This window comes from Microbispora sp. KK1-11, from assembly GCF_006874435.1.
GTDB lineage: Bacteria > Actinomycetota > Actinomycetes > Streptosporangiales > Streptosporangiaceae > Microbispora > Microbispora catharanthi.
The window spans coordinates 171,445-192,721 of sequence record NZ_VIRJ01000006.1; the positions used below are offsets into that span (position 1 = coordinate 171,445).

Genomic DNA, 21,277 nt, shown 5'->3' on the forward strand with positions numbered 1-21,277 from the left:
CGGTCGCGTCACGCCGGCACCGCCCGCACCCATCTACGATCGCCGCCGGGGAAGCCCTCCGTCGTGAGCCCGGCCTCGCACAGCAGCTCCTCGAACCGGTCGTCCGTGCGGCGCCTGCTGACGAACGTGTGCGTCCATCGCCGGTCCCCCACGACGTACTCCATCGTCGCGGCGAGCAGATCCGGCTCTGGCCGGTTCACGTCCGTCATCCGGATCACCCGTCCGTCGCGGCGCGTCTCCGACGGCCCCACCGTGTCGTACCACTCGGGCGGCTGGCGCTGGAGGATCACGCACCCGCCGGGGGCCACGTGGCGGCGGCAGGTCCGCAGGAACGCACGGCACAGGTCGTCGTCGGCGGTGTCGATCACGTACGACATCAGCAGGACCACGTCGAACGTCCGGGGCAGCGACAGGTCCTGGATGCGGGACAGGACCGTCTCCGCCCCGTGGATGTGCGCGAGCATCTCGGGCGACTCGTCCACGGCGACCACCTCGTGACCGAGCGCGAGGAGGGCGTGGGTGATCCGGCCCACCCCCGCGCCGAGTTCGAGGATCGCCGCACCCTCCGGTATCGCGGCGTGGACGATCTCGGGTTCGCCGTCGGGCGTGAGCGTCGCGTAGTAGTCGACCGCGCACCCGTCCGGAGTGATCGGGCCGGGGCCGGTGCCGTGATAGATCCGTTCTGGCAGCATGATCACCATCCTGCATCACGGGCCGGTCAGCGGCCCAGCCATGGCGATTTGTCCGGTTCCTGCCGGGTATTTCTTCCATGATGAGTTCTGCCGGACGGAGGTGACAGGCATGAGCGTTCCGATGCGACGGGAGTCCAGAGGTCTCGTTCCCGACCTGTTCGACCTGCTGGAGGCGCCGATGGCCGCGCTCCGGCCGATGGCCGGGCAGCAGATGCGGCTTGAGGACTACGTGAAGGACGGCCGGTACGTGCTGCGCGCCGAACTGCCCGGAATCGACCCGGACGATGTGGAGATCAGCGTGTCGAACGGCGTGCTGACCATCCACGCCGAACGGCGCCACGAGGAGCGGCAGGCGCACCGCACCGAGTTCCGCTACGGAGCCTTCACCCGGTCGGTCGTGCTGCCGCCGAACGCGGACGAGAACGACGTGAAGGCCACCTACGACAAGGGCATCCTCGAGGTGAGCGTGCGGCTCGCCGAGGAGCGGGAGGAGCGCAGGCGAATCCCGATCGAGGAGAAGCCGGGAGCCGGGCAGCCGCAGAGCTGAGGCGCCCACGCCGGGCCCGTCCGCAGCACCGCGCCGGACGGGCCCGAGCTCGCTCAGCTCCTCAGGGTCTGCTCGGCCGCTCAGGGCGCCGACGGGGACCTTACGACGGCGACCGGGCACTCGGCGTGGTGCAGCACTCCCCGGCTGACCGAGCCGAGCATCGCCGAGCCCAGCGCGCCCCGGCCGTGGGAGCCGACCACGAGCAGGCCGGCCCCGCGTGAGGCCTGGACGAGCGCGTCGACCGGGTGCCCGTAGGCGATCTCCTCGCGCACCGGCACCTCGGGATACCGCCTCCGCGGGTCCGCCAGCTTCTCCCGCGTCACGCGCTGACGGGCCTCGCGCACCTCCTCCACGTCGTAGGTGATCTCGGGCGCGAGCGGATGGGCGGGCAGCTGCCAGGCGTGCACGGCCCGCAGCGCGCCGCCGTGCGCCCTGGCCTGCTCGAACGCGTACGCCAGGGCGGGCTCGCATTCGGGCGAGTCGTCCACGCCCACGGCGATCTCCCCCCTCTCGCCGCTCCACCCGGGCCGTACGACGACGACCGGGCAGGGGGCGTGCCCGGCGACGTGGGTGCTGACCGAGCCGACGACGATGCCGGCGAAGCCGCCGAGCCCCCTGCTGCCGAGCACGATCTCGACGGCCTCCTCGGCCTTGTCGCGCAGGACGCGGGAGGGGATGCCCTCGATGATCTCCGTACTGATCTTCACGTCCGGCTGCCGCTCGCGGGCCACGGCCTCCGCGGCGGACAGCGCCCGCTCGGCGTGCGCGGTGAGCGGGTCACCGCCCGAGGTGGGGAACTTCGGGATGCCGTACGCCCAGTGGTCCACGACGGAGACGAAGCGCAGCGGGCAGCCGCGGCGGGCCGCGTCGTCCGCGGCCCACCGCACGGCGGCCGTCGCGGCGGGCGAACCGTCGGTGCCGACGATGATCGGGCCGGGCATGGGCGCTCCTTCCTCTTACTGGCCTTTCCGACCTGGAGCCTCCTCCATGTGACCACCGGCGGCCGGGGCCCTCCAGAGTCGTAGGTCCTCGGCCCGGGGCCGGTGCCGGGGCCCCGCGGCCGGGAGGGATGCTGGAGTCCTGGAGGTGGTCCGACATGGAATCGAAGCGCTGGACCGTCGAGATCTTCGTGAACGAGGACGACAACGACGACGTCACCACCGCGACCGCCGTGCTCTACACGCCCGCGGGACGACGCCACGAGAGCGTCGGCCGAGCCCGCCGCAACCCGTCCGACCGGCCCGTGCCCGAGATCGGGGACGAACTGGCGGCCGGACGGGCGCTCGCCGACCTGGGGGCGAAACTCATCGGGGACGGCGCGGAGGACGTGGCCCAGCTCGCCGGTCCCGCCTACGAGTCGTACTGAGACCCCGCCCCGCTCTCCGGCCGCGATGCCGGCGGCGGCGTGTGCGCGCCGAAGGCGCCGGAGTGCCGGGGACGGGCCTGGCGGCGGAGCCGGCGCCCGGGGGCTCCGCCCGAGCCCCCGGGAGTCCGCGCGTCACGTCCTCATCCCACCGGCGTCCTCATTACACCGGCGTCCTCATTCGACCGGGTCGGCCGGGTCCTCGCCGAGGAGCCCCGCGGCCCGCATCTCCTCGGTCAGCCAGGCCATGGCGGCCTGCTCGCCTCCCACCGGACCGGGCCCGGCCGTCGGCGTGCCGTTCGCCGTACGGGGACCGGCCGGGACGTCGCCCGCCGCGCCGCCGGGCGTCCGGCTCCCGCCGGGCCCGGTGGCATACGGCCGGGCCGCGGCCGTTCCCCCTCGCTTGCCCCGTGTCCCCGCGCCGCCGGGCGCTCCGCCCTGGTCGGGCGGGACGCCGCCGCCGGTGGCCGTGGCGCGCCCGCGCGGCCCGCCGGTGACGAGACCGCCGGGCACCGGCCCGTTGGCCGTCGTGCCCGCGCTGTACGCCGCCGCCTGAGGGGCCATGCCGGGCTGGACTCCGGGGCCCGCCTGGCCGCCGTGGACCGTATGCCCGGAGTCGCCGCCCGGCCCCCAGTCCGCGGACGCGAGCAGCCCCGCGCCGGTCATCTCGGCGGTGAGCTGCCCGAGCAGCGTGCCGGCCTCGATCGGCTCGGGCGTGATCTGCGCGAGGGCGGGCGCGAGGGCGCGCAGCGCGTTCGGCATCCCCGCGCCGGTGCGGTGGAGGTCGCCGAGGTTCAGCGGGACACAACTCGATCTGATGATGTGGAAGAGGTGATCGACCCGCCGCGCGTCCCGTCCGCTGAAGGGGCCCCGGAAGTCTCCGTGGTGCGCGAGCACCAGGGCCGCGAGGCCGGCGACGTGCGGCGCGGCCATGGAGGTGCCGTCCAGTGCGGCGTACCCGTCCGGAGGGACGGCCGACAGGACGGCCACGCCCGGGGCGCACACGTCGATCTCGGGGCCGTGGCAGGTGAAGCGCGGCGAGAAGTAGCCGTCGCCGGTCACCGGCCCGCGGATCTCGGCCTCATGGGCGGTGCCGGGCGGGAACGCGTCGGCCTTGCCGACGGCCGCGACGGTCAGCACGCCGGACAGGATGCCGGGGAAGCCGACAGGTCCCCCGTCGTTGCCTGCGGCCACCACGCACGCCACCCCCGCCTCGCGCGCCTGCTCGATCTTCGCGGCGACGAGCGGGGATTGGTGCCTGCTCGCCAGGCTCAGGTTGACGACGTCGATCCGCTGCTCGATGCAGTAATCGAGCGCCTCGATGAGGTCGCTGAACCGCCCGCCCGGGAAGATCTTGCAGGCGTGCACCTCGGCCTCGACCGCGAAGCCGACGACACCGCGGCCGTCGTCGGCGCCCGAGACGACGGCCGCGCAGTGGGAGCCGTGGTAGGCGGCGTCGACGGACCAGCCGTCCGGCGCCCCGCCGACCAGGTCGACGCCGGCGCGGACGCGGTCACGCAGGTCGGGGTGCCGTACGTCGGCCCCGGAGTCGATGATGGCGATCCTGACCCCCGCGCCGCGCAGCGTGGGCGGCAGGCGGTCGAGGTTCATCGCCTGCTGGCCCCAGCCGAAGACCTGCTTGCCGGGGAAACCGCCGAAGGTCTCCGACAGGCGCATCGGCTCGATCAGGTTGTCCCGGGTCGTTGACAGGGCCGGGCGGTCGATGTGGACGCTCCAGTAGCCGGAGCGCGGCCGGACCGTCACCCCGGTGATCGACTCCGGGGTCTCCCCCACCATCGTGACCACCGCGCGGCCGTCGGCCCCGGTGGACGTCTGGGCGGGCCAGCCGTGCCCGGTCACCAGGACGCTCGCGCCGGGCAGCGGCGTGCCGTCCGCGTCCCTGATCAGGAAGGCGAACGTGCTCTCCACGCCCGGCGGCACCACCGCCGGTGCGGGCCGCCGCCTGCGCGGCGGCTGGGGCACGTCGCTGTAGGTGAGCAGCCGGTCGCGCTCGAAGTAGAGCTGCGGATACTGCCGCCGCAGCGCCTCGACGTGCTCGGCGGTCATCTCCGCCACGACCACAGCGGGGAACCCGGGTGCCTGAGCCCCCGGGTTCCCCGCCGTCCCCCGCAGGCGGCGCAGCACGCGCACCTCGGGGTCGTCCTCCAGCAGCCTGCGCACCGTGTCGCCGTCGAGAGCCGGCGCGGCTGCTCCCGGTGCCGCCGGATGCGGCTGGGGCAGCGCGGCCACCATGTAGCGCCGCGGCCGGGACTCCACCGGCTGCGGCGCCTGGCGGGACGCCTGCCGCCCCCGCGGGGACGCCGGGCGCGGCTCCTCGCTTCCGTCCTTGGGCTTGTCGTTATTGGTCACAACGTCTCCGACTCTCCCCAGCTCAGGCTGGTGTGGCCGGCCGCGCCCCGTAGGGCGCGGCGGGCAGTTCAGGCTCTGTCATCACATTTCGCCGGTCTCGGGACGGCGGGGGCCCGGACCGGCCGCCGACCGGTCCGGGCCACCGAGGTGATCACGTCACAGCAGTGGAACCGTGGGCCGTCCGGGGGTGACGGCGCCGAGCGCGAACTGGATCTGCGCCAGGCACGCGTCGTACCGCCCGGCCCGGTACAGCTGTACCGCCTGCACCAGCAGCGGGATGATCCCCGCGACCTGGGGCGCCTGCGGGAGTGACGCCTGCAGCCAGCCGTACAGCCGCTGGAGCGTCATGGCGCAGTGCGCCTGCAGCGGCGCGACCGGCGCCGGATGCCCCGTCGCGACTCCCACGGCCGGGGGCGTCACCGGACCCATCCCGGGACCCATCGACTCCACGGTGTTCCTCCGATCAGAACGCGGCACCGGCCGGCACCGGGACCTGCTGAGCGGCCTGCTGGTGCAGCTGGCCGTACTGCTGGCCGTAGGCCTGGCCGTAGACCTGCGACAGCGGCTGCATGGTCAGCGGGACCTGGTGCCCGTACGCGCCGTGGATGGACGGGACGCCGAGCTGAAGGGCCTGCTGGCCGGGGTGCTGCGCGTACGCCTGGGTGGCGTACGGCTGGCCGTAAACCTGCGGGATCTGCTGGGCCTGGGCCTGGATGGCCTGCAGGGCCTGCAGAACCTGCGGCGGAAGCACCTGCTGCTGAACCTGCTGCTGGATCTGCTCCCGGACCTGGTGCTGGTAGAGCACGCCCTCCAGCATCTGGCGGGCCGCGGGAGCGCCGTAACGCACGCTGTACCGCGCGACCTTGGTCCAGAAGGTCACCGGGCTCACCAGGTGCTCCTGCGGGAGGATGTGCTCCTCCTGCTGGATCATCGCCAGCGGCGACAGCTGCTGCTGTATCGCCGGGATCTGCTGACCGAGCTGCTGCAGGGGCGAGATCTGGTGCTGAGCGCCGTACCCCAGCGTGGTCGCCATGGACGTGGGGTTCATAGCCGTGAACGTCATATTCACTCCTTCGGAGCCAGTAGGTCCGGCCCATCGCCGATGTGATTACATCGCGTGACAGATCGGTCGCACAACGTTATAGGCGTAATGAGTGGATAAGGCCGACTTGGCACTCGGGCGTCGGCACCAACCGACATCTCTCTTTGCCTTGACAAAATTGTTTGTCGGAGGCCATCCTTGAGGCATGAAAGACGTGGCGGTGATCGAGGATCCGGCGGCGGCGGAGGCCTCCCTGGATCCGATGCGGGCGCGGTTGCTCGCCGAGCTGACGGAGCCCAGTTCGGCGACCATGCTGGCGGCCAAGGTGGGGCTGCCGAGGCAGAAGGTGAACTACCATCTCAAGACCCTGGAGCGGCACGGCCTCGTGGAGCTGGTCGAGGAGCGCCGCAAGGGCAACGTCAACGAGCGGGTCATGCGGGCGACGGCGGCGTCGTTCGTGATCTCTCCCGCCGCGCTGGCGTCGGTCGCGCCCGATCCGTCACGCGCACCCGACCGGCTGTCGGCGCGGTGGCTGCTGGCGCTCGCCGCCCAGCTCGTACGCGACGTGGGCACGCTGATCGTCGGAGCGTCCCAGGCGCGCAAGAAGCTCGCGACGTTCGCCATCGACGGCCGGGTGCGCTTCGCCTCGGCCGCCGACAGGGCCGCGTTCGCCGAGGAGCTGTCGGCCGCCGTGGCCGCGCTCGTGAGCAAATACCACGACGATTCGGCCGAAGGCGGGCGCGAGCACCGTCTGGTCATCGCCGTCCATCCCGCCGTCCCCCGGGCGGCCGACATAGAGGAGCGCTGAAGCGTGCCCCACGAGTTCGAACTGCGCAAGGAAATCGAGCTGGACGCGACCCCCGAGCAGGTCTGGGACGCGATCGCCACCGGCCCGGGGGTGGACTCCTGGTTCATGGGACGCACCGAGATCGAGCCCGTCGAGGGCGGCCGCGGCCGGTTCACGATGTTCGGCAACAGCGAGGGCACCACCGTGACCGGGTACGAGCCCGGCAAGCGGTTCGCGTACCGCGGCGACGAGAACCCCGACGGCACGTTCATGGCGTTCGAGTACCTCATCGAGGGGCGCGACCACGGCAGCACGGTCCTGCGCCTGGTCCAGCACGGCTTCCTCGGCGACGACGACTGGGAGACCGAGTTCGAGGCGATGGGCGTCGGCTGGGACATGTACCTGCACAAGCTCGCGCAGTACCTCACCTACTTCCGCGGGCGCCCGGCCACGGTCGTGTCCGCCGTGCGCCCCCAGGCGGCCGAGAGCGCACCGGCCTGGGCGGCGATCAAGGACGCGCTGGGCCTGCCGGCCACGGTCCGCCTGGGCGACCCCGTGCGGCTCGCGGTGGACGGGCTGGCGCCGGAGGACGGGGTGGTCGACTACACCGGCTTCCCGACCTTCCTCGGCGTGCGGACCGCCGACGGGCTCTACCGGTTCATCCACTCGGGTCCGCAGCGGGGCAACGTGGTGGTCCTCGGGCACCACGTCTTCGCCGAGGACGCCGATCAGGAGCAGGTCGAGGGCGCCTGGCGGTCCTGGCTCTCCCGGCTCTTCCCCTGACCCTCTATGCACTAACGCACGTCCGAACTCCTGACCACGAAGGGCATGACGATGACGAACACCCCCGACCTCGAATACACCATCACCCGCGTCCTTGACGCCCCCCGCGAGACCGTCTTCAAGGCCTGGACCGAGCCGGAGCGCTTCAGCCAGTGGTTCGGCCCGCACGGCTTCACCACCCCGGTCTCGCTGATCACCATGGACCTGCGTCCCGGCGGCGAGTGGAGCGCGTGCCTCGTGTCGCCGGACGGCGCGAAGGCCCCCCTCGGCGGGGTCTACCGGGAGATCGCGGCACCCGAGCGGCTGGTGTTCACCACCGGCGACCCGGACAACCAGGAGGGCGCCGTGGCCTCGGTCGCGACCCTCACGCTCACCGACCTCGGGGACCGTACGGAGATGAGCTTCAGGCAGGAGGGCTACAACACCGACGAGGCGCACGCCGAGGCCGCGAAGGCGGGCTGGCTCCAGTTCTTCGACCGGCTCGCCGAGCACCTCGCCTGAACTCCCCCGAGCCGTACGCCGCACCCCCGGGCACGCGGCGTACGGCTCGGCACGCCCGCGGCCGTCTCACCGCCCCGCGTGCAGCAGCAGCGGCAGCAGGAGCAGCACCCAGAAGACCGCGACGGCCGCCGACCTGAGCAGGACGCGCGCAACGGCGGCCCGGTCGTCGGGCGGGGCCGCCTTGCTCTTCGACATCGGAGGCATCCGGAGGCACCCTTCCATTTATGGGGTTATGAAGGGGTTACCTCATACTTATACTCCTATTGGGGTTAGTGCTTCCAGAGCCTTGGTCAGGCCCAGATGGCGCAGGGGATGCCGTCGGAGAAGACCTCGGGAGGATCGGGCAGGGGCCGCGCCTCCCCGGACGCCACCCGCAGGGCCGTCCAGGCCGCGGCGCCCGCGTCGAGCACGTCGTCCACCCCCGCCGCCGCCCCGGCCCTGCCGAGGCCGCCCGCGAGCACGACGCCCGCCGCCGCCAGCAGTTCACGCCGCCGTTCTGCGCCCGCCCACGTCGTCTTCGGGTGCGGCACAGGCGCCCCCGCGAGCCGGGCGAAGCTCAGCTCGGGGTGGATCTCCACGACCCGCCTGCCCGCCTCCCGCACCCAGCGCTCGACCTCCAGCAGCTTCTCCTTGAGCCCGAAAGCCTGGCGGGAAACGCCCTCGCCGGCCAGGCGGCGGTTGACGGCCACGGCCGAGGCGTAGTCGTCCGCCTCCAGCGCGGCGCGCACCGGGGTCATGAACACCGACCGCCACCGGGGGCCGAGCTCCGCGCGCGCCCGCACGTCGGCGAGACGGCGGCCCCGGCCCGGAGGGCCGCCGGGGGCGCCGTCCGGCAGGCCGATCGGCATGTCCACGGCCACGACGGCGACCTCCCCGTCCGCGTCCGCCAGGGCGACCAGGTCCGCGACGCGAGGCGCGAAGTAGGCGCGGGCCGCACCCCCGTCCCGGGGGCCTGCGGGCGGGACCACCCCGATCCAGCCCGCCCTGCACGCGTCGACACCGAGCACACGAGCATCCTTCACAGGACCATGCTCAGCCCTGGCGGGGGACGACGTGGCCGAAGCGGAACAGGTTCGCCGGGTCGTAGACCTCGCGCAGCTTCACCAGCCGCCGCAGCGTCTCCTCCGGCCAGGCCCGGGAGATCTGCTCGGGGGCCAGGGCGCCGCCCTGGAAGTTGATCAGCGCGCCGCCGGTCGACCAGGGCGCGAGGGCCTCGATCACGGCCCGTACGGCCGCGGGGACGGCCGTGTCCATAAGCTCGGGCACCGGCGCGCCGATGGCGAGCAGCGTGAAGGCGGCGTCGCGCCCGCCCACGGCGTTGGGCTCCTTGGGCTGACGGGCGAGCGCGCCGCCGAGCTGGCGGAGCTCGACGACGGCCAGCGGAACCCGCGCGGCCGGTCCTGCGACCGCGAGCAGCGCCTCCACGGTCTCCGCCGTCAGCTCGCGCAGCAGCGCCCCCCGCTCCGCGACCGGCATGGGGTGGGTCGGGTCCCGGTGGATGGAGTCGATCGCCGCGTACGGCAGGGGCCCGACGGCGTCGAGCACCGGCTCGGCCACGGCCCGCATGGGGGCCAGCAGCGCCTCGGCCTCCTGCCCGTCCCCCACGTGGGCGACCCTCAGGTGGACGACGAACTTGCCGCTGAGCTGCGGCGGCAGCTCGGGCAGCGGGGGCAGGCGCAGCAACGCGACCGAGGTGGTGGTGGTCTCCGGCAGCGTGCCGGTCCAGCTCCGGTAGGCGTGCAGGACCCGCCCGGCGTCCTCGGCCGCGTAGAACAGGCCGCCGCCGTACAGGCCGGTGAGCGGCAGCAGCTCCACGGTGATCGAGGTGACGACGCCGAATCCGGCCTTGCCGCCGCGCAGCGCCCAGAACAGGTCGGGCTCGCGGGCCGCGTCGGCGGTGCGCACCACGCCGTCCCCGGTGACGACGGTGAGCTCCCGCACGTGGTCGGCCGCGAACCCGAAGGTCCGCGCGATCGGCCCGATGCCGCCGCCGAGGGTGAAGCCGACCACGCCGACGCCGGTCGCCGAGCCGCACAGCGGGGCCAGGCCGTACGGCGCCGCGGCGGTGACGACCTCACCCCACGTGCAGCCGGCCGCGATCGTGGCGGTGCGGGCGGAGGGGTCCACCACGACCTCCCGCATCGCACGGGTGCTGACCAGGACCGCGCCGTCGGCCGCCTGCACGGCGCCGTGGCCGGTCGACTGCACGGCCACGGGCAGCCCGTGCGCGGCGGCGAGCCGTACGGCCGCGGCCACGTCGCCGGCGTCCCGCGCCGCGACGATCACGGCGGGCCGGTGGCGCACCGCGAGGTTGAACCCGGCGGCCTCCTCCTCGAACCCGTCCTGTCCGGGAAGCAGGACCCGGCCGGCGATCTGTCCCCGCAGCGCGTCTTCGATGGTGCTGTGCATGTCCGTCCTTCGGATGTCGTTGTCTGTGACGGGGACAGTTGTCGCAGCCGGGTCTTGGTGTTCTCTTGCGCCTCCCGGGCCCGGGTTCGGCGGGGCGTTTAAAAGGGTTCCTAGAGACGTACTAGGAGTGTCCAAGACGGCCCGCGCACGCTGGGGCGATGTCGTCGCCGTCGAAGAAGCGCCGGCCGCGGTACGCCGCGCCGCCGAGAACGTCACCGGGAACACTGCTGCTGCGCGAGGTGCCGGCGCACGCGGGTGCGCCGGGAGCCCGGATCATCGGACCGGCGCTGGAACACGTCCTGCGAGAGGCGCCGGCCGCCCGGTGCCGCCTCTATGTGCTGACCGACCTCGGCCGGCCGGCCGCCGCCGCCCCGCTCGCCGCCGCGCTGCTGGAGACCGGGGCGCCCCGGCACGTCCCGGAGTGGGCCGTGCTGCACGCGTTCGCCGTGGCCGTGCCGCACCGCGGCCGGGGGCTGGGCCGCCGCCTGCTCGACGACCTGCTGATGGAGTTGCGCGCGGACGGCGTACGGGCCGTGTGGTTCCTCCCCGGGCCGGGGGACGACGGCCTGCGCGCCCTGCTGGAGAGCGCCGGTTTCAGAGACGACACGAACCGCGCTTTCTCCCGGGAGAACGAGCGGACATACGGGTATGATGAGCCAGAAATCCGGCCCTGGGCCGCCTGGCTCTTTCGGGAGTTGTGATGCGCACGAGCATCGACGGCGCGCGATTACCGGCGCCGCGCCCGGGCCTGGACGGCCGCCAGGGCCCCGCTCTGGACTTCCGCCTCCTCGGCACCCTGGAGGTCGCCGACGGCACGGGGACGATCCTCGACCTCGGGCCCCGCAAGCAGCGGTCCGTGCTGGCCCTGCTGTTGCTGAACGCGCCCCATGTCGTGCCGCTCGACCAGCTCATCGACCGGCTGTGGCGGGACGAGCCGCCCTCCAGCGCCACGGGAACGCTCCAGGCGTACATCTCACATCTGCGCAGGACGCTCGAACCCCGGCGGAGCCCGCGCTCCCCGGCCCGGGTCCTGCGTACGCGGGAGCCCGGCTACCTGCTGGACATCGAGCCCGACCAGGTCGACGCCGAGCGGTTCGGCCGGGCGGCCGAGGCCGCGCACGCCGCCTTGGCCGCGGGCCGTCCCGAGGAGGCCGAGCGGATCCTGGGCCCGGCGCTGGCGCTGTGGCGGGGCGAGCCGCTGGCCGACCTGGCCGACGAGCCCTTCGCCCGGTCCACCGTCGCCCGCCTGAGCGAGACCCGCCTGCACGCGCTGACCGTACGCGCCGAGGCGTGGCTCGCGGTCGGACGCGCCGCCGAGGTGACGGTCGAGGTCGAGCGCCTGCTCGAACAGGACCCCTACCGCGAGGGCCTGTGGGCGCTGCTCATGCGGGCCCTCTACCGGGAGCGCAGGCAGGCCGAGGCGCTGGCCGCCTACCAGCGTTGCCGCACGCTGCTCGGCGACGAACTGGGGCTCGATCCGAGTCCCGAACTGCGGCGGCTTGAGCAGGCCATCCTCGTCCAGGACGAGTCCCTGGCGGGGGTGTGGGCCCCCGCGGTCGCCGTGCCGCCGGAGCCGGCCCCGAACGCACGGGGAGGCACGGGCGCAGGCGTGCGGGGCGGCGCAGCGGGCGAAGACACCGGGGACGGCAACACCGGCGACGAGAACGCCGGGGACGCGGCCGTGCCGGGGCTGGTGGGGCGGGAGCCGCACCTGCGCCGGATCGGCGAGCGGCTCGACGACCTGCGCCGGGGCGTGGGCGGGGTGTTCCTGGTGAGCGGGGAGTCCGGCATCGGCAAGACCCGCCTGGCGGAGGCCGCCGCGAGCATGGCGGCGGAGCGCGGGGCCGCGGTCGCCTGGAGCAGGTGCGTCGAGGGCAGTGGCGCCCCCGCGTTCTGGCCCTGGATCCAGGCGCTGAACGCCTTGGCTGCGGCCCATGCACCGACGACGCAGACTCCGGGAACGGCCCAGGCAATCGCAACGGCACAGACCCACGCGATGGACAGGGCCCCGGCGACCGGCCCGGCTCCGGGAACCGGCGAGGCCGGGGAGGCGGGCGGCGACCTCGCCAGGCTCGCCCACCGCCTCTCGGACGGCGACCGTACGGACACGGCCGACCCCGACACCGCCCGGTTCCTGCTGCACGACAGCGTGGCGCGGGCGCTCACGCGGCGGGCCTCCGCCGCCCCGGTGCTTGTCGTCGTGGAGGACCTGCACTGGGCCGACGCCGCCTCGCTGAAGCTGCTCACCTTCCTCGGCGCCGACCTGCACCGCGTCCCGCTCCTGGTCCTGGCCACCGTACGGCCCGAGCCGGCGGTGGGCAGGCAGGCGCTGACCGAGGCGCTCGGCGAGCTGACCCGCCAGCGCGGCACCGAACGGATGACCGTCGCTCCGCTCACTCCCGAGCAGATCGCCGACTACCTGCGCGAGGCGGGATGGGCCGGTCCCGGGCCGGTGCTCGCCTCCGCGCTGCACGACAGGACCGGCGGCAACCCGTTCTTCCTGGGCGAACTGCTGCGCCTGCTGACCAGCACCCATCCCGACGGCCGGGTGGGCGTGGCGGACGTGCTCGCCCTGGCGGTGCCCGACGGCGTGCGCGACGTGATCAACCAGCGGGTGTCGCGGCTGCCGGAGGACTCCCAGACCCTGCTGCGGGCGGCCGCCGTGATCGGCAGGGACGTGGACGCCGACGTGCTGGAGACCGCGACCGGGGTCGGCGGCGCCCGGGTGATGATGCTGCTCGAACCGGCCGTCGCGACCGGGCTGCTGGTCGAGGTGGACGGCGGCTGGGACTACCGCTTCTCCCACGCGCTGGTGCAGGAGGCGCTGTACTCCGGCCTCAGCCGCAGGCAGCGGGCCCAGCTCCACGGCCGGGTGGGCGAGGCCATCGAGACCCTGCGGTGGGGTGAGACCGCGTCGCGGCTGCCGGCGCTGGCCCACCACTTCGGGCTGGCCGCCCGGGTCGGCTACGCGGACAAGGCCGTCTCGTACGCCATGGAGGCGGCCGGGCAGGCGACGGCCCGGCTCGCCTACGACGAGGCCGTCCTCTACTGGGAGCAGGCCTTGGACGCCTGCGCCGCCGGACCCGCGGCCACCCGCTGCGCCCTGCTGATCGGCCTCGGCAAGGCCCGGCGGGTGACCGGCGATGTGGAGGGGGCGCGCGGCGCGCTGGACGAGGCCGTGACGCTCGCGACCGGCATCGGCGACGACGACGCCGTCATCGAGGCGGCCACCGTCTTCGGCGGCGTCACATTGTGGAACTGGCGCTCGTACGGCGTGGTGGACCACCGCATGGTGACCGTGCTGGAGGACCAGCTCTCCCGGCTCGACCCGGGCGCCGTGCGCACCCGCGCGGAGCTGCTCGGCACGCTCGGCGTCGAGCTGTACTACGGCGACCGGCGCGAGGAGGGCCGCCGCCACGCCCTGGAGGCCGTGGAACTGGCCCGGCGCACCGGCGACCCCCTTCTGCTGGCCCGCACGCTGAACAACTTCGTCATCGCGGCCTGGACGCCGGAGCACGAGGAGGAGCGTTACCGGGCGGCCGAGGAGATGCTGGGCCTCCCCGGCCTGCCCAGGGCCACCGAGATCGTCGCCCGCCTGCACCGCATGCCCAGGTTCATGAAGGCGGGGATGCTCGCCGACTACGACGCGGAGCTGGCCCGCTGCCTGCGGCTCACCGCCGAAGTGCGGATGCCGGAGATCGAGACGCAGGTCGCGTACGCCGCGGCCGGGCGGGCGATGCTGGCGGGCGACTGGGCGGAGATGGACCGGCAGGCGGTCATCGGCACCGGCAGCTTCCGCCGCACCAGCCTGTGGGGGCCGGACGTCCTCAAGCTGCTCTACGCGTTCTACGCCGACTGGTGCCGGGGACGGCCCAGCCCGCTGCTGACGGAGCTGGTCGAGGCCGCGGCCGACGACTCCAATATGATCGCGCGGCCCACGGCCGTCCTCGCCGCCCTGAAGGCGGGCGACCACGAGCTGGCCCATCGCCTGATCGACCGCTGGGGCGCCGTGCGGCCACGCGACTGGACGTGGCAGTTCGTCGCCTGGCAGTGGGCCCTGGTCGCCGCCGAGCTCGGCCGGCCCGACCCGCACGAGCTGCTCGGCGAGCTGCGGCCGATCGCCGGCGAGCTCATGACCATGGGCACGGGCTGCCTGTCGTGGGGAACGCTTCACGACGTGGTCGCCCGGCTCCTGCACCGGGCCGGCGACGTTCCGGCCGCCCTGGCGCACGCGGAGGCCGGGCGGGACGCACACCGGCGGCTCGACCTGCCTCATCTCGTGAGCCGCAGCGAGGCGCTCCTGCGCGAGATCCGTGCGGTCGCGGGGAACACCGGCCGCACCGGCGACGCGCCGGCCTGAGCCCCCTTGTCCGAGCTCTGGAAGCGGAGCAGGTGCGGGGCGTTCGCAACTGCCCCGGACCTGCTCTTGTCGAGATGCTGCGACGGATTTTCCGCGGCATCGTAGGTGCCATGAGCCAGCGACAGGCCGCCCCCGGGCACGGGCATGGGCACGGCCACGGGCACGGGCATGGGCACGGGCACGGGCATGGGCACGGGCATGGGCATGGGCATGGGCATGGGCACGGTGGGGCGACGATCCGCGCGCGGGTGGCGCATCTGCTGCGCCCGCACTCGCACGAGCCCGCGGACAAGGTGGACCCGGCCATGGAGTCGTCCGCCCGGGGGATGCGCGCGCTGTGGGTGTCGCTGGCCGGTCTCGGCGCGACCACGCTGGTCCAGGCGGCGGTGGTGGCCCTGTCGGGGTCGGTGGCGCTGCTGGGCGACACCCTGCACAACGCGGCCGACGCCCTGACCGCCGTGCCGCTCGGGATCGCCTTCCTGCTCGGCCGCCGTCCGCCCACCCGCCGCTACACCTACGGCTACGGACGGGCCGAGGACCTGGCCGGCGTGGTCATCGTCGTGACGATCGCCGCGTCCTCGATCGCCGCGGCGTACGCCGCGATCGGGCGGCTCCTGGAGCCGCGGGAGGTCTCCCACCTGGGGGCCGTCGCGGCGGCGGCGCTGGCAGGCTTCGCCGGGAACGAACTGGTCGCCCGCCATCGCATCCGCGTCGGGCGTGAGATCGGCTCGGCGGCCCTCGTCGCCGACGGGCTGCACGCCCGCGCCGACGGTTTCACCTCACTGGCCGTGCTGGCCGGAGCCGGAGGGGCGGCCCTGGGCTGGACCTGGGCCGACCCCGCCGTCGGCCTGCTCATCACGGTCGCGATCCTGATGGTGCTGCGGCAGGCGGCGCGAGAGGTGTACCGGCGGCTGATGGACGCCGTCGACCCCGCTCTCGTGGACCGCGCCGAGGCGACCCTGCGGGGCACCCCCGGCGTGCTCGGCCTGGGTCAGGTGCGGCTGCGCTGGATCGGCCACCGGCTCAGGGCCGAGTGCGAGGTCGTCGTCGACCCGGCGGCCACGGTCGTCGAGGCCCATCGGGTCGCGGCCGAGGCCGAGCACAACCTGATCCACGCCATCCCCCGGCTGACGGCCGCCATCGTGCACGCCGACCCGCTGCCCCACGACGGCGTGGACCACCACGCCGTCCTCGACGGCCACCGGCACGACCATCCCCCGGCCGGCCATCCCCGCGCCGGCCGTTCCTCGGCCGGCCCCGTCCGGCACCGCGCCGGCTGACCGGAGCACGAGACGCCCGGCGTTCAAGGGCTGGGCGTTCAAGGGCTGGGCGTTCAAGGGCTGGGCGTTCAAGGGCTGGGCGTTCAGGGGCTGGGCGTTCAGGGGCTGGGCGTTCAGGGGCGCGGCATGGCCATCGCGTTGGGGAAGGGCACCCCTCCCCCGTCGATGATCCGGGTGACGAGCGGGCGCAGGAGACGCGCCAGCCGAGCCGCCCCAACCTCGCCCAGGGCGTCCATCGGCGCCCGCGCGAGACGTTCGGTGGCCGCCTCGACGGCGTCGCGCTCGCGCCGCCCCTTCTCGGTCACGGCTCCCTCGCGGTCGAGGACGCCGCGCTCGCGCAGCCGGCCGGCCGCGGCCTGCCACTCCTCCTCGGTCCACCCCCGGTAGGCCCGCTGCTCGGACGGCACGAGCCCGAGCGCCGACGCGACGACGTTGGCCTCGCAGCCGTCCACCCCCGCGGTGACCAGGGCGGCCACGTGCCCGTCGCCGCGGAACTCGCGCAACGCGGTGAGCGCGTGCCACAGCGCCGCGAGCGGCTCGCCGGGCGGCGGCAGGGCGGCATGCGCCGCGAACAGCACCCGCCCGCCGGCGGGGCACGCCTCCACCGCTGCCCCGGCCAGGCCCGCGGCCTCCCGCACGTCCGGGTGATCGGCGAGGTCGCCGAGCAGGCGGCGCAGGCACCGGCAGGCCACCTCCAGGCGCGCGGCCAGCACCTCCTCGGGCGGGCAGAACCGCCAGGCGTCGGGGATCGCACGGGCGACCATCGACGGGGCGAAGTTGTAGAACGCGGCGGTAACGACCTGCGGGGAGACCGGGCCGAGCGCGGCGGACCTGGACGCGAAATACCCCATCCAGAAGCCCTTGAGTCCCGCCGCGGCGTACGCCTCCTTCGCCTCGGGCGCGAAGTAGACCGGTGCGTGACAGCACTCGACCAGCCGCCAGATCTCGTCCATGTCCGCCAGGCTAGATCACCGCGTACGGCGAACCGTGAAGAGGTCAGGCGGGCCGCACCGAGACCGGGTCGAGCCAGCCGAACGGCGTCAGAGCGGGCGCCGCGATCCTGCGCGAATACCCGGACGTGTCCCGGTAGAACCACAGCGGGATCGCCGGCATGTCCCGGACCAGCATCGCCTCGGCCCTGCGGTAGAGCCCGATCGCCTTGGCCCGCGACACCTCCCGGTCGGCCGCGCGCAGCAGCGCGTCGAACCGCGGGTTGCGGTACAGCCCGTAGTTGAACGTCCCGCCGGAGGCGAACTGCGGGCCGAGCACGTTCTGGATGTGGGGGTAGTCGAGCTGCCAGCCCATCCGGAACATCCCCTGGAGGGTGCCCTTGTCGATCGCTCGCTGGAAGGCGTCGTTCGTCTTCACCGTCTTGGGGACGATCTTCACCTCGCCTCTGAAGACCTTGTCGACGCTCGCGGCGACCGCCCTGACCCAGTCCCCATGCGCGCTGTCGGCGTTGTAGTAGAGCGGGATGCTCGCCGGTGTGCGGAACCCCTTCGCCTTCGCCCGGGCGAGGTAGACGCGTGCGCGGGCGGGGTCGTAGCGGCAGAAGCCGCAGGCGCCGGGCTTCGCGCCCTCGGCCGTGGACGGGACGAACGACTCGGCCGGGCTCCGCCCGCCGTAGAACTTGCGGGTGATCGCCTTCCGGTCGATCGCCATCGAGACCGCCTTGCGGAGGTCGGCGTTCGTGCCCAGCCGGAGCGGGATGCCGATCTCCTGAATGACGCCGCCCGGCCGGTTGATCACGCGGCCGTCGAGGTCCTTGGCGAAACGGTCCAGCTTGACGGGCGGCACGTAGGCGAGGAAGTCGAGACCACCGTTGAGCAGTTCCGCGTAGGCGGTGTAGTCGTCCGGGTAGACCCGGTAGGTGATCTTGTCGATCTGTGCCTTGGACGGACCCGCGTAGCCGTCGTACCGCTCCAGCACGGTCTCGGTGCCCGGCGCCCACGTGACCGCACGGAACGGCCCGTTGCCGACCGGCTCGCGCCGGAACGACGCGGGGCTCTTGAGTGCGGAGTCGGGCAGCGGCGAGAAGGCGACATGGCCCAGCTTCTGCGTGAACGGCCCGAACGGCCGCTTCAGCTCGATCGTGAACGTGTGGTCGTCCACGACCTTGAGCCCGGACATCACGCGGGATCCGTACCCCTTGATGTCCTCGAAGAGAAACGCGGTGCCGGACTTGCCCGCGGCGGCGGTCTGGTTCCAGGCGTCCACGAAGTTGTGCGCCTTCACCTCGGTGCCGTCGTGGAACGTCCAGCCCTCGCGCAGCCTGACCGTGAACCGGCGGTTGTCCTTGGTGCTGATCGACCGCGCCATCGCGTACGTCGCCCGCGAAGTGCGGGGGTCATACTCGACGAGGCCGGTGAACAGGGCATCGAGCACGTCGCCGCCGCATACGCCGGCCTCCCCGAGGGTCAGCGGACCATACGGCGGGCAGGTGGACACCGTGACGCCGGTGCCGGACTCGGCCCGCGCCGGTGCGGGGACCGCCAGCAGGCAGCAGACGAGGGGAAGGACCGCCGCGGCCGAGCGGGAGACCACCCGTTTTCACCTCCGGAACCAAAGAGGTGATCATCCTAGTGGCCCGGCTCGGGGCGAGTCCGGACTTTTCCCGACCGAGGGTCAGAACCAGCCGCGGTGCCGGGCCATCGCGGCGAGGCCGTCCCGCAGCGCCTGCTCCACCCTGCCGGGGTGGTCGCCGTAAGCGACGCGGAAGCGGTTGTAGACGTCGTGGCTGGAGGTGAGGAAGCCGCCCCGCTTGTCGGCCTCCAGGATCACGTCCATCGAGTGCGGCCCGGCGATGAAGGTCAGCTCCAGCTCGTTGAAGTGGCGCCGCCATTCCGGACCGGCGTGATACTCGATCTCCTGGTAGAACGGCATGGTCGAGCCCCGGAGCGTGCCGCGCTCCAGGTCGGCCCGCTTGAAGTGGAAGCCCATGTGGACGAGCGCCCCCAGCAGGTGGTCCTGCGCGGGCAGCGGGTTGACGTACAGCGGGTCGAGGTCGCCCTTGTCGAGCGCGCCCGCGAGCGCCAGCTCGGTGGCCACGCCGAGCCGCATGCCGGGCAGCGGGCGTCCGCCGACCGCGCTGACCGGCGTCTCCCATGGCACCGGGATCGCGAACGGCAGCGTGCGGGCCTCCCCCGCGCGCAGGTCGAACGGCCCGGACACCGGCGCCCGCAGGAAGCTGTAGGTCGCGTGGTGCTCCTGGTCGCCGTGCTCGACCTCGACGACGGCGGTGAAGTCGACGGTGATCCCGTCCACCTTGTGGTCGGACGACCCGCCCCTGAAGCGGACCTCGCCGTAGAGGGTCTCCCCCGGGCGCACGTGCGGGTCGCGCAGCACCGTGTCGACCTCGACGCCGGCCCCGAGCGCGGCCATCAGCTTGCGGAACACCGATCACTCCCTTGGTCGCGGGTCGTTCACCGCTGCCAACGAGCCGTCCCCGCCGCCCGGTTCCCCGTACAGGGGTGTCCGTTCCAGCCGTCCCCGTTCGTCGTAGGGACATGATGGAATACCGGCCCGAGGAGGACGCATGAAGTACGTGCTGCTGATCTGCGGCGACGAGTCGGCGGCGGAGCACGCCGAGGACGGCTGCGGCGGGTGGTCGGAGAAGATGGCGGAGCGCGGCGTGCTCCAAGGCGGCGCCGGGCTGCGCCCGCCGAGTGACGCCACCACGCTGCGGGTGCGCGAGGGCGAGGTGCTGCTGTCGGACGGGCCGTTCGCCGAGACCAAGGAGCAACTCGGCGGGTTCTGCCTGATCGAGTGCGCCGACCTGGACGAGGCGATCGAGATCGCCGCCGCCCATCCCGCCGCGGCGTACGGCACGATCGAGATCCGGCCGCTCGTCGACCTGTGACGCCGCCGGTCGAGGCCGCCGTCGACCGGGCCTTCCGGGAGGAGTGGGGGCAGGTCGTGGCCACCCTCATCCGCTGGACCGGCGACTGGGACCTGGCCGAGGAGTGCGCGCAGGACGCCTTCGCCCTGGCCCTGCGGACCTGGCGGCGCGACGGCGTGCCGCGCCGGCCCGGCGCGTGGCTGACCACCGCCGCGCGCAACCGGGCCGTGGACCTGCTGCGCCGCGAGGCCACCGGCGCCGCCAAACTACGGGAGGTGGCGGGCGTGCTCAGGCTGGACGACGGCGACGCCGGCGACGCGCCGGACGTGCCGGACGACCGGTTGCGGCTGATCTTCACCTGTTGCCATCCGGCGCTCGCGCTGGAGGCCAGGGTGGCGCTGACCCTGCGCACCCTCGCCGGGCTCAGCACGACCGAGATCGCGCGGGCGTTCCTGGTCGGCGAGCAGGCGATGGCCAAGCGGCTGGCCCGGGCCAAGCAGAAGATCAGGCATGCGGGCATCCCCTACCGGGTGCCGCCCGCCCACCTGCTGCCCGAGCGCCTCCCGGCGGTGCTCGCCGTGCTGTATCTGCTGTTCAACGAGGGCTACTCGGCGACGGCCGGCGCCGCCCTCGTACGGCACGAGCTCGCGGCCGAGGCGATCCGCCTGGCCCGGGTGCTGGTGCGGCTGATGCCGGACGAGCCGGAGGCGGCGGGCCTGCTCGCGCTGATGCTGCTGCACCACGCGCGCCGCGCCGCCCGCCTCGACGAGGCCGGCGACCTGGTCGTGCTGGAGGACCAGGACCGCGACCGGTGGGACGCCGCCCAGATCGCCGAGGGCGTGGCCCTGCTGGACGGCACGCTGCGGCGGGGGCGGCCCGGCCCCTACCAGGTGCAGGCCGCCGTCGCCGCCTGCCACGCCACCGCGGCCCGCCCGGAGGACACCGACTGGGCGCAGATCGCCGTGCTGTACGCGCGGCTCGCCCGGCTGGTCCCCTCGCCCGTCGTGGAGCTGAATCGCGCGGTGGCGGTCGGCATGGCGTACGGCCCGGCCGCGGGGCTGGCGCTGGTCGACGCACTGCAGGAGACACTGCGGGAGACGGGCGCCCTGGCCGGCTACCACCTGCTGCCCGCCGCCCGCGCCGACCTGCTGCGCCGCCTGGGCCGGACGGCCGAGGCCGCCCACGCCTACCGGGAGGCGGCCGGCCTGGCCGCCACCGACGCCGAGCGCCGCTACCTCGCCCGCCGCCTCGCCTCCCTCGGCTGACCCTTCGCCGCCCTCGGCTGACGCGCGTCAGGAGGGTGTC

The 21,277-nt window shown here is 73.9% G+C and carries 21 protein-coding genes; 10 read left to right on the top strand and 11 right to left on the bottom strand.

Annotated features, from left to right (window positions below; all coding sequences use genetic code 11):
* Positions 1-8: 8 nt before the first annotated feature.
* A complete protein-coding gene (locus FLW16_RS11675; protein WP_185949373.1) occupies positions 9-692 on the bottom strand; it encodes a bifunctional 2-polyprenyl-6-hydroxyphenol methylase/3-demethylubiquinol 3-O-methyltransferase UbiG in 684 nt (227 codons plus the stop codon).
* A gap of 109 nt (positions 693-801) precedes the next feature.
* On the opposite strand from FLW16_RS11675, the gene FLW16_RS11680 reads away from it, so the two are divergent.
* Positions 802-1,239, top strand: a complete 438-nt coding sequence (locus FLW16_RS11680) for an Hsp20/alpha crystallin family protein (RefSeq protein WP_142560016.1) — start codon at positions 802-804, stop codon at positions 1,237-1,239.
* Between the two features lie 80 nt (positions 1,240-1,319).
* Here the strand turns inward: FLW16_RS11680 and FLW16_RS11685 are convergent, their stop codons facing one another.
* Entirely contained in the window at positions 1,320-2,180 is an 861-nt protein-coding gene (locus FLW16_RS11685) for a universal stress protein (RefSeq protein ID WP_142560017.1), read from the bottom strand.
* Positions 2,181-2,335: 155 nt separating this feature from the next.
* Between FLW16_RS11685 and FLW16_RS11690 the strand changes: the two genes are divergently transcribed.
* A complete protein-coding gene (locus FLW16_RS11690) occupies positions 2,336-2,605 on the top strand; it encodes a DUF1876 domain-containing protein (RefSeq protein WP_139580661.1) in 270 nt (89 codons plus the stop codon).
* A 174-nt stretch (positions 2,606-2,779) separates the two neighbouring features.
* Here FLW16_RS11690 and FLW16_RS11695 read toward each other — a convergent pair whose 3' ends face one another.
* From FLW16_RS11695 to FLW16_RS11705, 3 genes are all read right to left on the bottom strand, one after another.
* Positions 2,780-4,972 carry a S8 family serine peptidase gene (locus FLW16_RS11695; protein ID WP_142560018.1) on the bottom strand — a complete coding sequence of 731 codons (2,193 nt, stop codon included), beginning with the start codon at positions 4,970-4,972 and terminating at the stop codon, positions 2,780-2,782.
* 156 nt (positions 4,973-5,128) lie between these two features.
* Positions 5,129-5,413: a hypothetical protein gene (locus FLW16_RS11700; RefSeq protein ID WP_142560019.1), complete on the bottom strand. Its 285-nt coding sequence runs from the start codon at positions 5,411-5,413 to the stop codon at positions 5,129-5,131.
* Positions 5,414-5,435: 22 nt separating this feature from the next.
* The gene (locus FLW16_RS11705) at positions 5,436-6,035 is read right to left on the bottom strand and encodes a hypothetical protein (RefSeq protein ID WP_142560020.1); all 600 of its coding nucleotides are present in this window, start codon (positions 6,033-6,035) and stop codon (positions 5,436-5,438) included.
* A 184-nt stretch (positions 6,036-6,219) separates the two neighbouring features.
* Here FLW16_RS11705 and FLW16_RS11710 point away from each other — a divergent pair, with 184 nt between their 5' ends.
* Genes FLW16_RS11710 through FLW16_RS11720 form a run of 3 tightly spaced genes read left to right on the top strand, consistent with a single transcriptional unit; the run spans position 6,220 to position 8,085 of the window.
* Positions 6,220-6,822 (top strand): helix-turn-helix domain-containing protein, encoded by a 603-nt coding sequence (locus tag FLW16_RS11710; RefSeq protein WP_185949374.1) that lies wholly within the window; start codon positions 6,220-6,222, stop codon positions 6,820-6,822.
* Positions 6,823-6,825: 3 nt separating this feature from the next.
* Positions 6,826-7,584 (top strand): SRPBCC domain-containing protein, encoded by a 759-nt coding sequence (locus tag FLW16_RS11715; RefSeq protein ID WP_142560021.1) that lies wholly within the window; start codon positions 6,826-6,828, stop codon positions 7,582-7,584.
* 45 nt (positions 7,585-7,629) lie between these two features.
* Complete coding sequence (locus tag FLW16_RS11720; protein ID WP_142560022.1) at positions 7,630-8,085, top strand: SRPBCC domain-containing protein; 456 nt, start codon at positions 7,630-7,632, stop codon at positions 8,083-8,085.
* A 66-nt stretch (positions 8,086-8,151) separates the two neighbouring features.
* On the opposite strand, the gene FLW16_RS45125 is transcribed toward FLW16_RS11720, so the two are convergent.
* The 3 genes from FLW16_RS45125 to FLW16_RS11730 all read right to left on the bottom strand — a co-directional run bounded on the left by FLW16_RS45125 (position 8,152) and on the right by FLW16_RS11730 (position 10,494).
* Positions 8,152-8,280, bottom strand: a complete 129-nt coding sequence (locus tag FLW16_RS45125; RefSeq protein WP_260615175.1) for a hypothetical protein — start codon at positions 8,278-8,280, stop codon at positions 8,152-8,154.
* 95 nt (positions 8,281-8,375) lie between these two features.
* The gene (locus FLW16_RS11725; RefSeq protein ID WP_260615176.1) at positions 8,376-9,092 is read right to left on the bottom strand and encodes a DUF429 domain-containing protein; all 717 of its coding nucleotides are present in this window, start codon (positions 9,090-9,092) and stop codon (positions 8,376-8,378) included.
* 25 nt (positions 9,093-9,117) lie between these two features.
* Positions 9,118-10,494, bottom strand: a complete 1,377-nt coding sequence (locus FLW16_RS11730) for an FAD-binding oxidoreductase (RefSeq protein WP_142560024.1) — start codon at positions 10,492-10,494, stop codon at positions 9,118-9,120.
* Between the two features lie 158 nt (positions 10,495-10,652).
* Here FLW16_RS11730 and FLW16_RS11735 point away from each other — a divergent pair, with 158 nt between their 5' ends.
* The 3 genes from FLW16_RS11735 (at position 10,653) to FLW16_RS11745 (ending at position 16,134) form a co-directional block, all read left to right on the top strand.
* Complete coding sequence (locus tag FLW16_RS11735; RefSeq protein WP_142560025.1) at positions 10,653-11,195, top strand: GNAT family N-acetyltransferase; 543 nt, start codon at positions 10,653-10,655, stop codon at positions 11,193-11,195.
* Positions 11,195-14,854 carry a BTAD domain-containing putative transcriptional regulator gene (locus FLW16_RS11740; RefSeq protein WP_142560026.1) on the top strand — a complete coding sequence of 1,220 codons (3,660 nt, stop codon included), beginning with the start codon at positions 11,195-11,197 and terminating at the stop codon, positions 14,852-14,854. Before FLW16_RS11735 ends, FLW16_RS11740 begins: the two co-directional genes overlap by 1 nt.
* A 110-nt stretch (positions 14,855-14,964) precedes the next feature.
* Positions 14,965-16,134, top strand: coding sequence for a cation diffusion facilitator family transporter (locus FLW16_RS11745; RefSeq protein WP_142560027.1), 1,170 nt, complete (start codon positions 14,965-14,967; stop codon positions 16,132-16,134).
* 113 nt (positions 16,135-16,247) lie between these two features.
* Here the strand turns inward: FLW16_RS11745 and FLW16_RS11755 are convergent, their stop codons facing one another.
* The 3 genes from FLW16_RS11755 to FLW16_RS11765 form a co-directional block, all read right to left on the bottom strand.
* The gene (locus FLW16_RS11755) at positions 16,248-17,087 is read right to left on the bottom strand and encodes an SCO6745 family protein (RefSeq protein ID WP_142560028.1); all 840 of its coding nucleotides are present in this window, start codon (positions 17,085-17,087) and stop codon (positions 16,248-16,250) included.
* A gap of 43 nt (positions 17,088-17,130) precedes the next feature.
* Complete coding sequence (locus FLW16_RS11760; protein WP_142560029.1) at positions 17,131-18,678, bottom strand: ABC transporter substrate-binding protein; 1,548 nt, start codon at positions 18,676-18,678, stop codon at positions 17,131-17,133.
* An 81-nt stretch (positions 18,679-18,759) separates the two neighbouring features.
* Positions 18,760-19,530, bottom strand: a complete 771-nt coding sequence (locus tag FLW16_RS11765) for a sporulation protein (protein WP_260615178.1) — start codon at positions 19,528-19,530, stop codon at positions 18,760-18,762.
* Positions 19,531-19,669: 139 nt separating this feature from the next.
* On the opposite strand from FLW16_RS11765, the gene FLW16_RS11770 reads away from it, so the two are divergent.
* Together FLW16_RS11770 and FLW16_RS11775 are read left to right on the top strand one after the other, a co-directional pair.
* Positions 19,670-19,993: a YciI family protein gene (locus FLW16_RS11770; protein ID WP_142560030.1), complete on the top strand. Its 324-nt coding sequence runs from the start codon at positions 19,670-19,672 to the stop codon at positions 19,991-19,993.
* Complete coding sequence (locus FLW16_RS11775; protein ID WP_142560031.1) at positions 19,990-21,237, top strand: RNA polymerase sigma factor; 1,248 nt, start codon at positions 19,990-19,992, stop codon at positions 21,235-21,237. The genes FLW16_RS11770 and FLW16_RS11775 overlap by 4 nt, the downstream gene beginning before the upstream one ends.
* Positions 21,238-21,277 lie beyond the last annotated feature (40 nt).

Bases quoted from the DNA above. Each gene is read 5' to 3' on its own strand.
- FLW16_RS11675 (WP_185949373.1), bottom strand. From the start codon at position 692: ATGCTGCCAGAACGGATCTATCACGGCACCGGCCCCGGCCCGATCACT.
- FLW16_RS11680 (WP_142560016.1), top strand. From the start codon at position 802: ATGAGCGTTCCGATGCGACGGGAGTCCAGAGGTCTCGTTCCCGACCTG.
- FLW16_RS11685 (WP_142560017.1), bottom strand. From the start codon at position 2,180: ATGCCCGGCCCGATCATCGTCGGCACCGACGGTTCGCCCGCCGCGACG.
- FLW16_RS11690 (WP_139580661.1), top strand. From the start codon at position 2,336: ATGGAATCGAAGCGCTGGACCGTCGAGATCTTCGTGAACGAGGACGAC.
- FLW16_RS11700 (WP_142560019.1), bottom strand. From the start codon at position 5,413: ATGGGTCCCGGGATGGGTCCGGTGACGCCCCCGGCCGTGGGAGTCGCG.
- FLW16_RS11705 (WP_142560020.1), bottom strand. From the start codon at position 6,035: ATGACGTTCACGGCTATGAACCCCACGTCCATGGCGACCACGCTGGGG.
- FLW16_RS11710 (WP_185949374.1), top strand. From the start codon at position 6,220: ATGAAAGACGTGGCGGTGATCGAGGATCCGGCGGCGGCGGAGGCCTCC.
- FLW16_RS11720 (WP_142560022.1), top strand. From the start codon at position 7,630: ATGACGATGACGAACACCCCCGACCTCGAATACACCATCACCCGCGTC.
- FLW16_RS45125 (WP_260615175.1), bottom strand. From the start codon at position 8,280: ATGTCGAAGAGCAAGGCGGCCCCGCCCGACGACCGGGCCGCCGTTGCG.
- FLW16_RS11730 (WP_142560024.1), bottom strand. From the start codon at position 10,494: ATGCACAGCACCATCGAAGACGCGCTGCGGGGACAGATCGCCGGCCGG.
- FLW16_RS11735 (WP_142560025.1), top strand. From the start codon at position 10,653: ATGTCGTCGCCGTCGAAGAAGCGCCGGCCGCGGTACGCCGCGCCGCCG.
- FLW16_RS11740 (WP_142560026.1), top strand. From the start codon at position 11,195: ATGCGCACGAGCATCGACGGCGCGCGATTACCGGCGCCGCGCCCGGGC.
- FLW16_RS11745 (WP_142560027.1), top strand. From the start codon at position 14,965: ATGAGCCAGCGACAGGCCGCCCCCGGGCACGGGCATGGGCACGGCCAC.
- FLW16_RS11755 (WP_142560028.1), bottom strand. From the start codon at position 17,087: ATGGACGAGATCTGGCGGCTGGTCGAGTGCTGTCACGCACCGGTCTAC.
- FLW16_RS11770 (WP_142560030.1), top strand. From the start codon at position 19,670: ATGAAGTACGTGCTGCTGATCTGCGGCGACGAGTCGGCGGCGGAGCAC.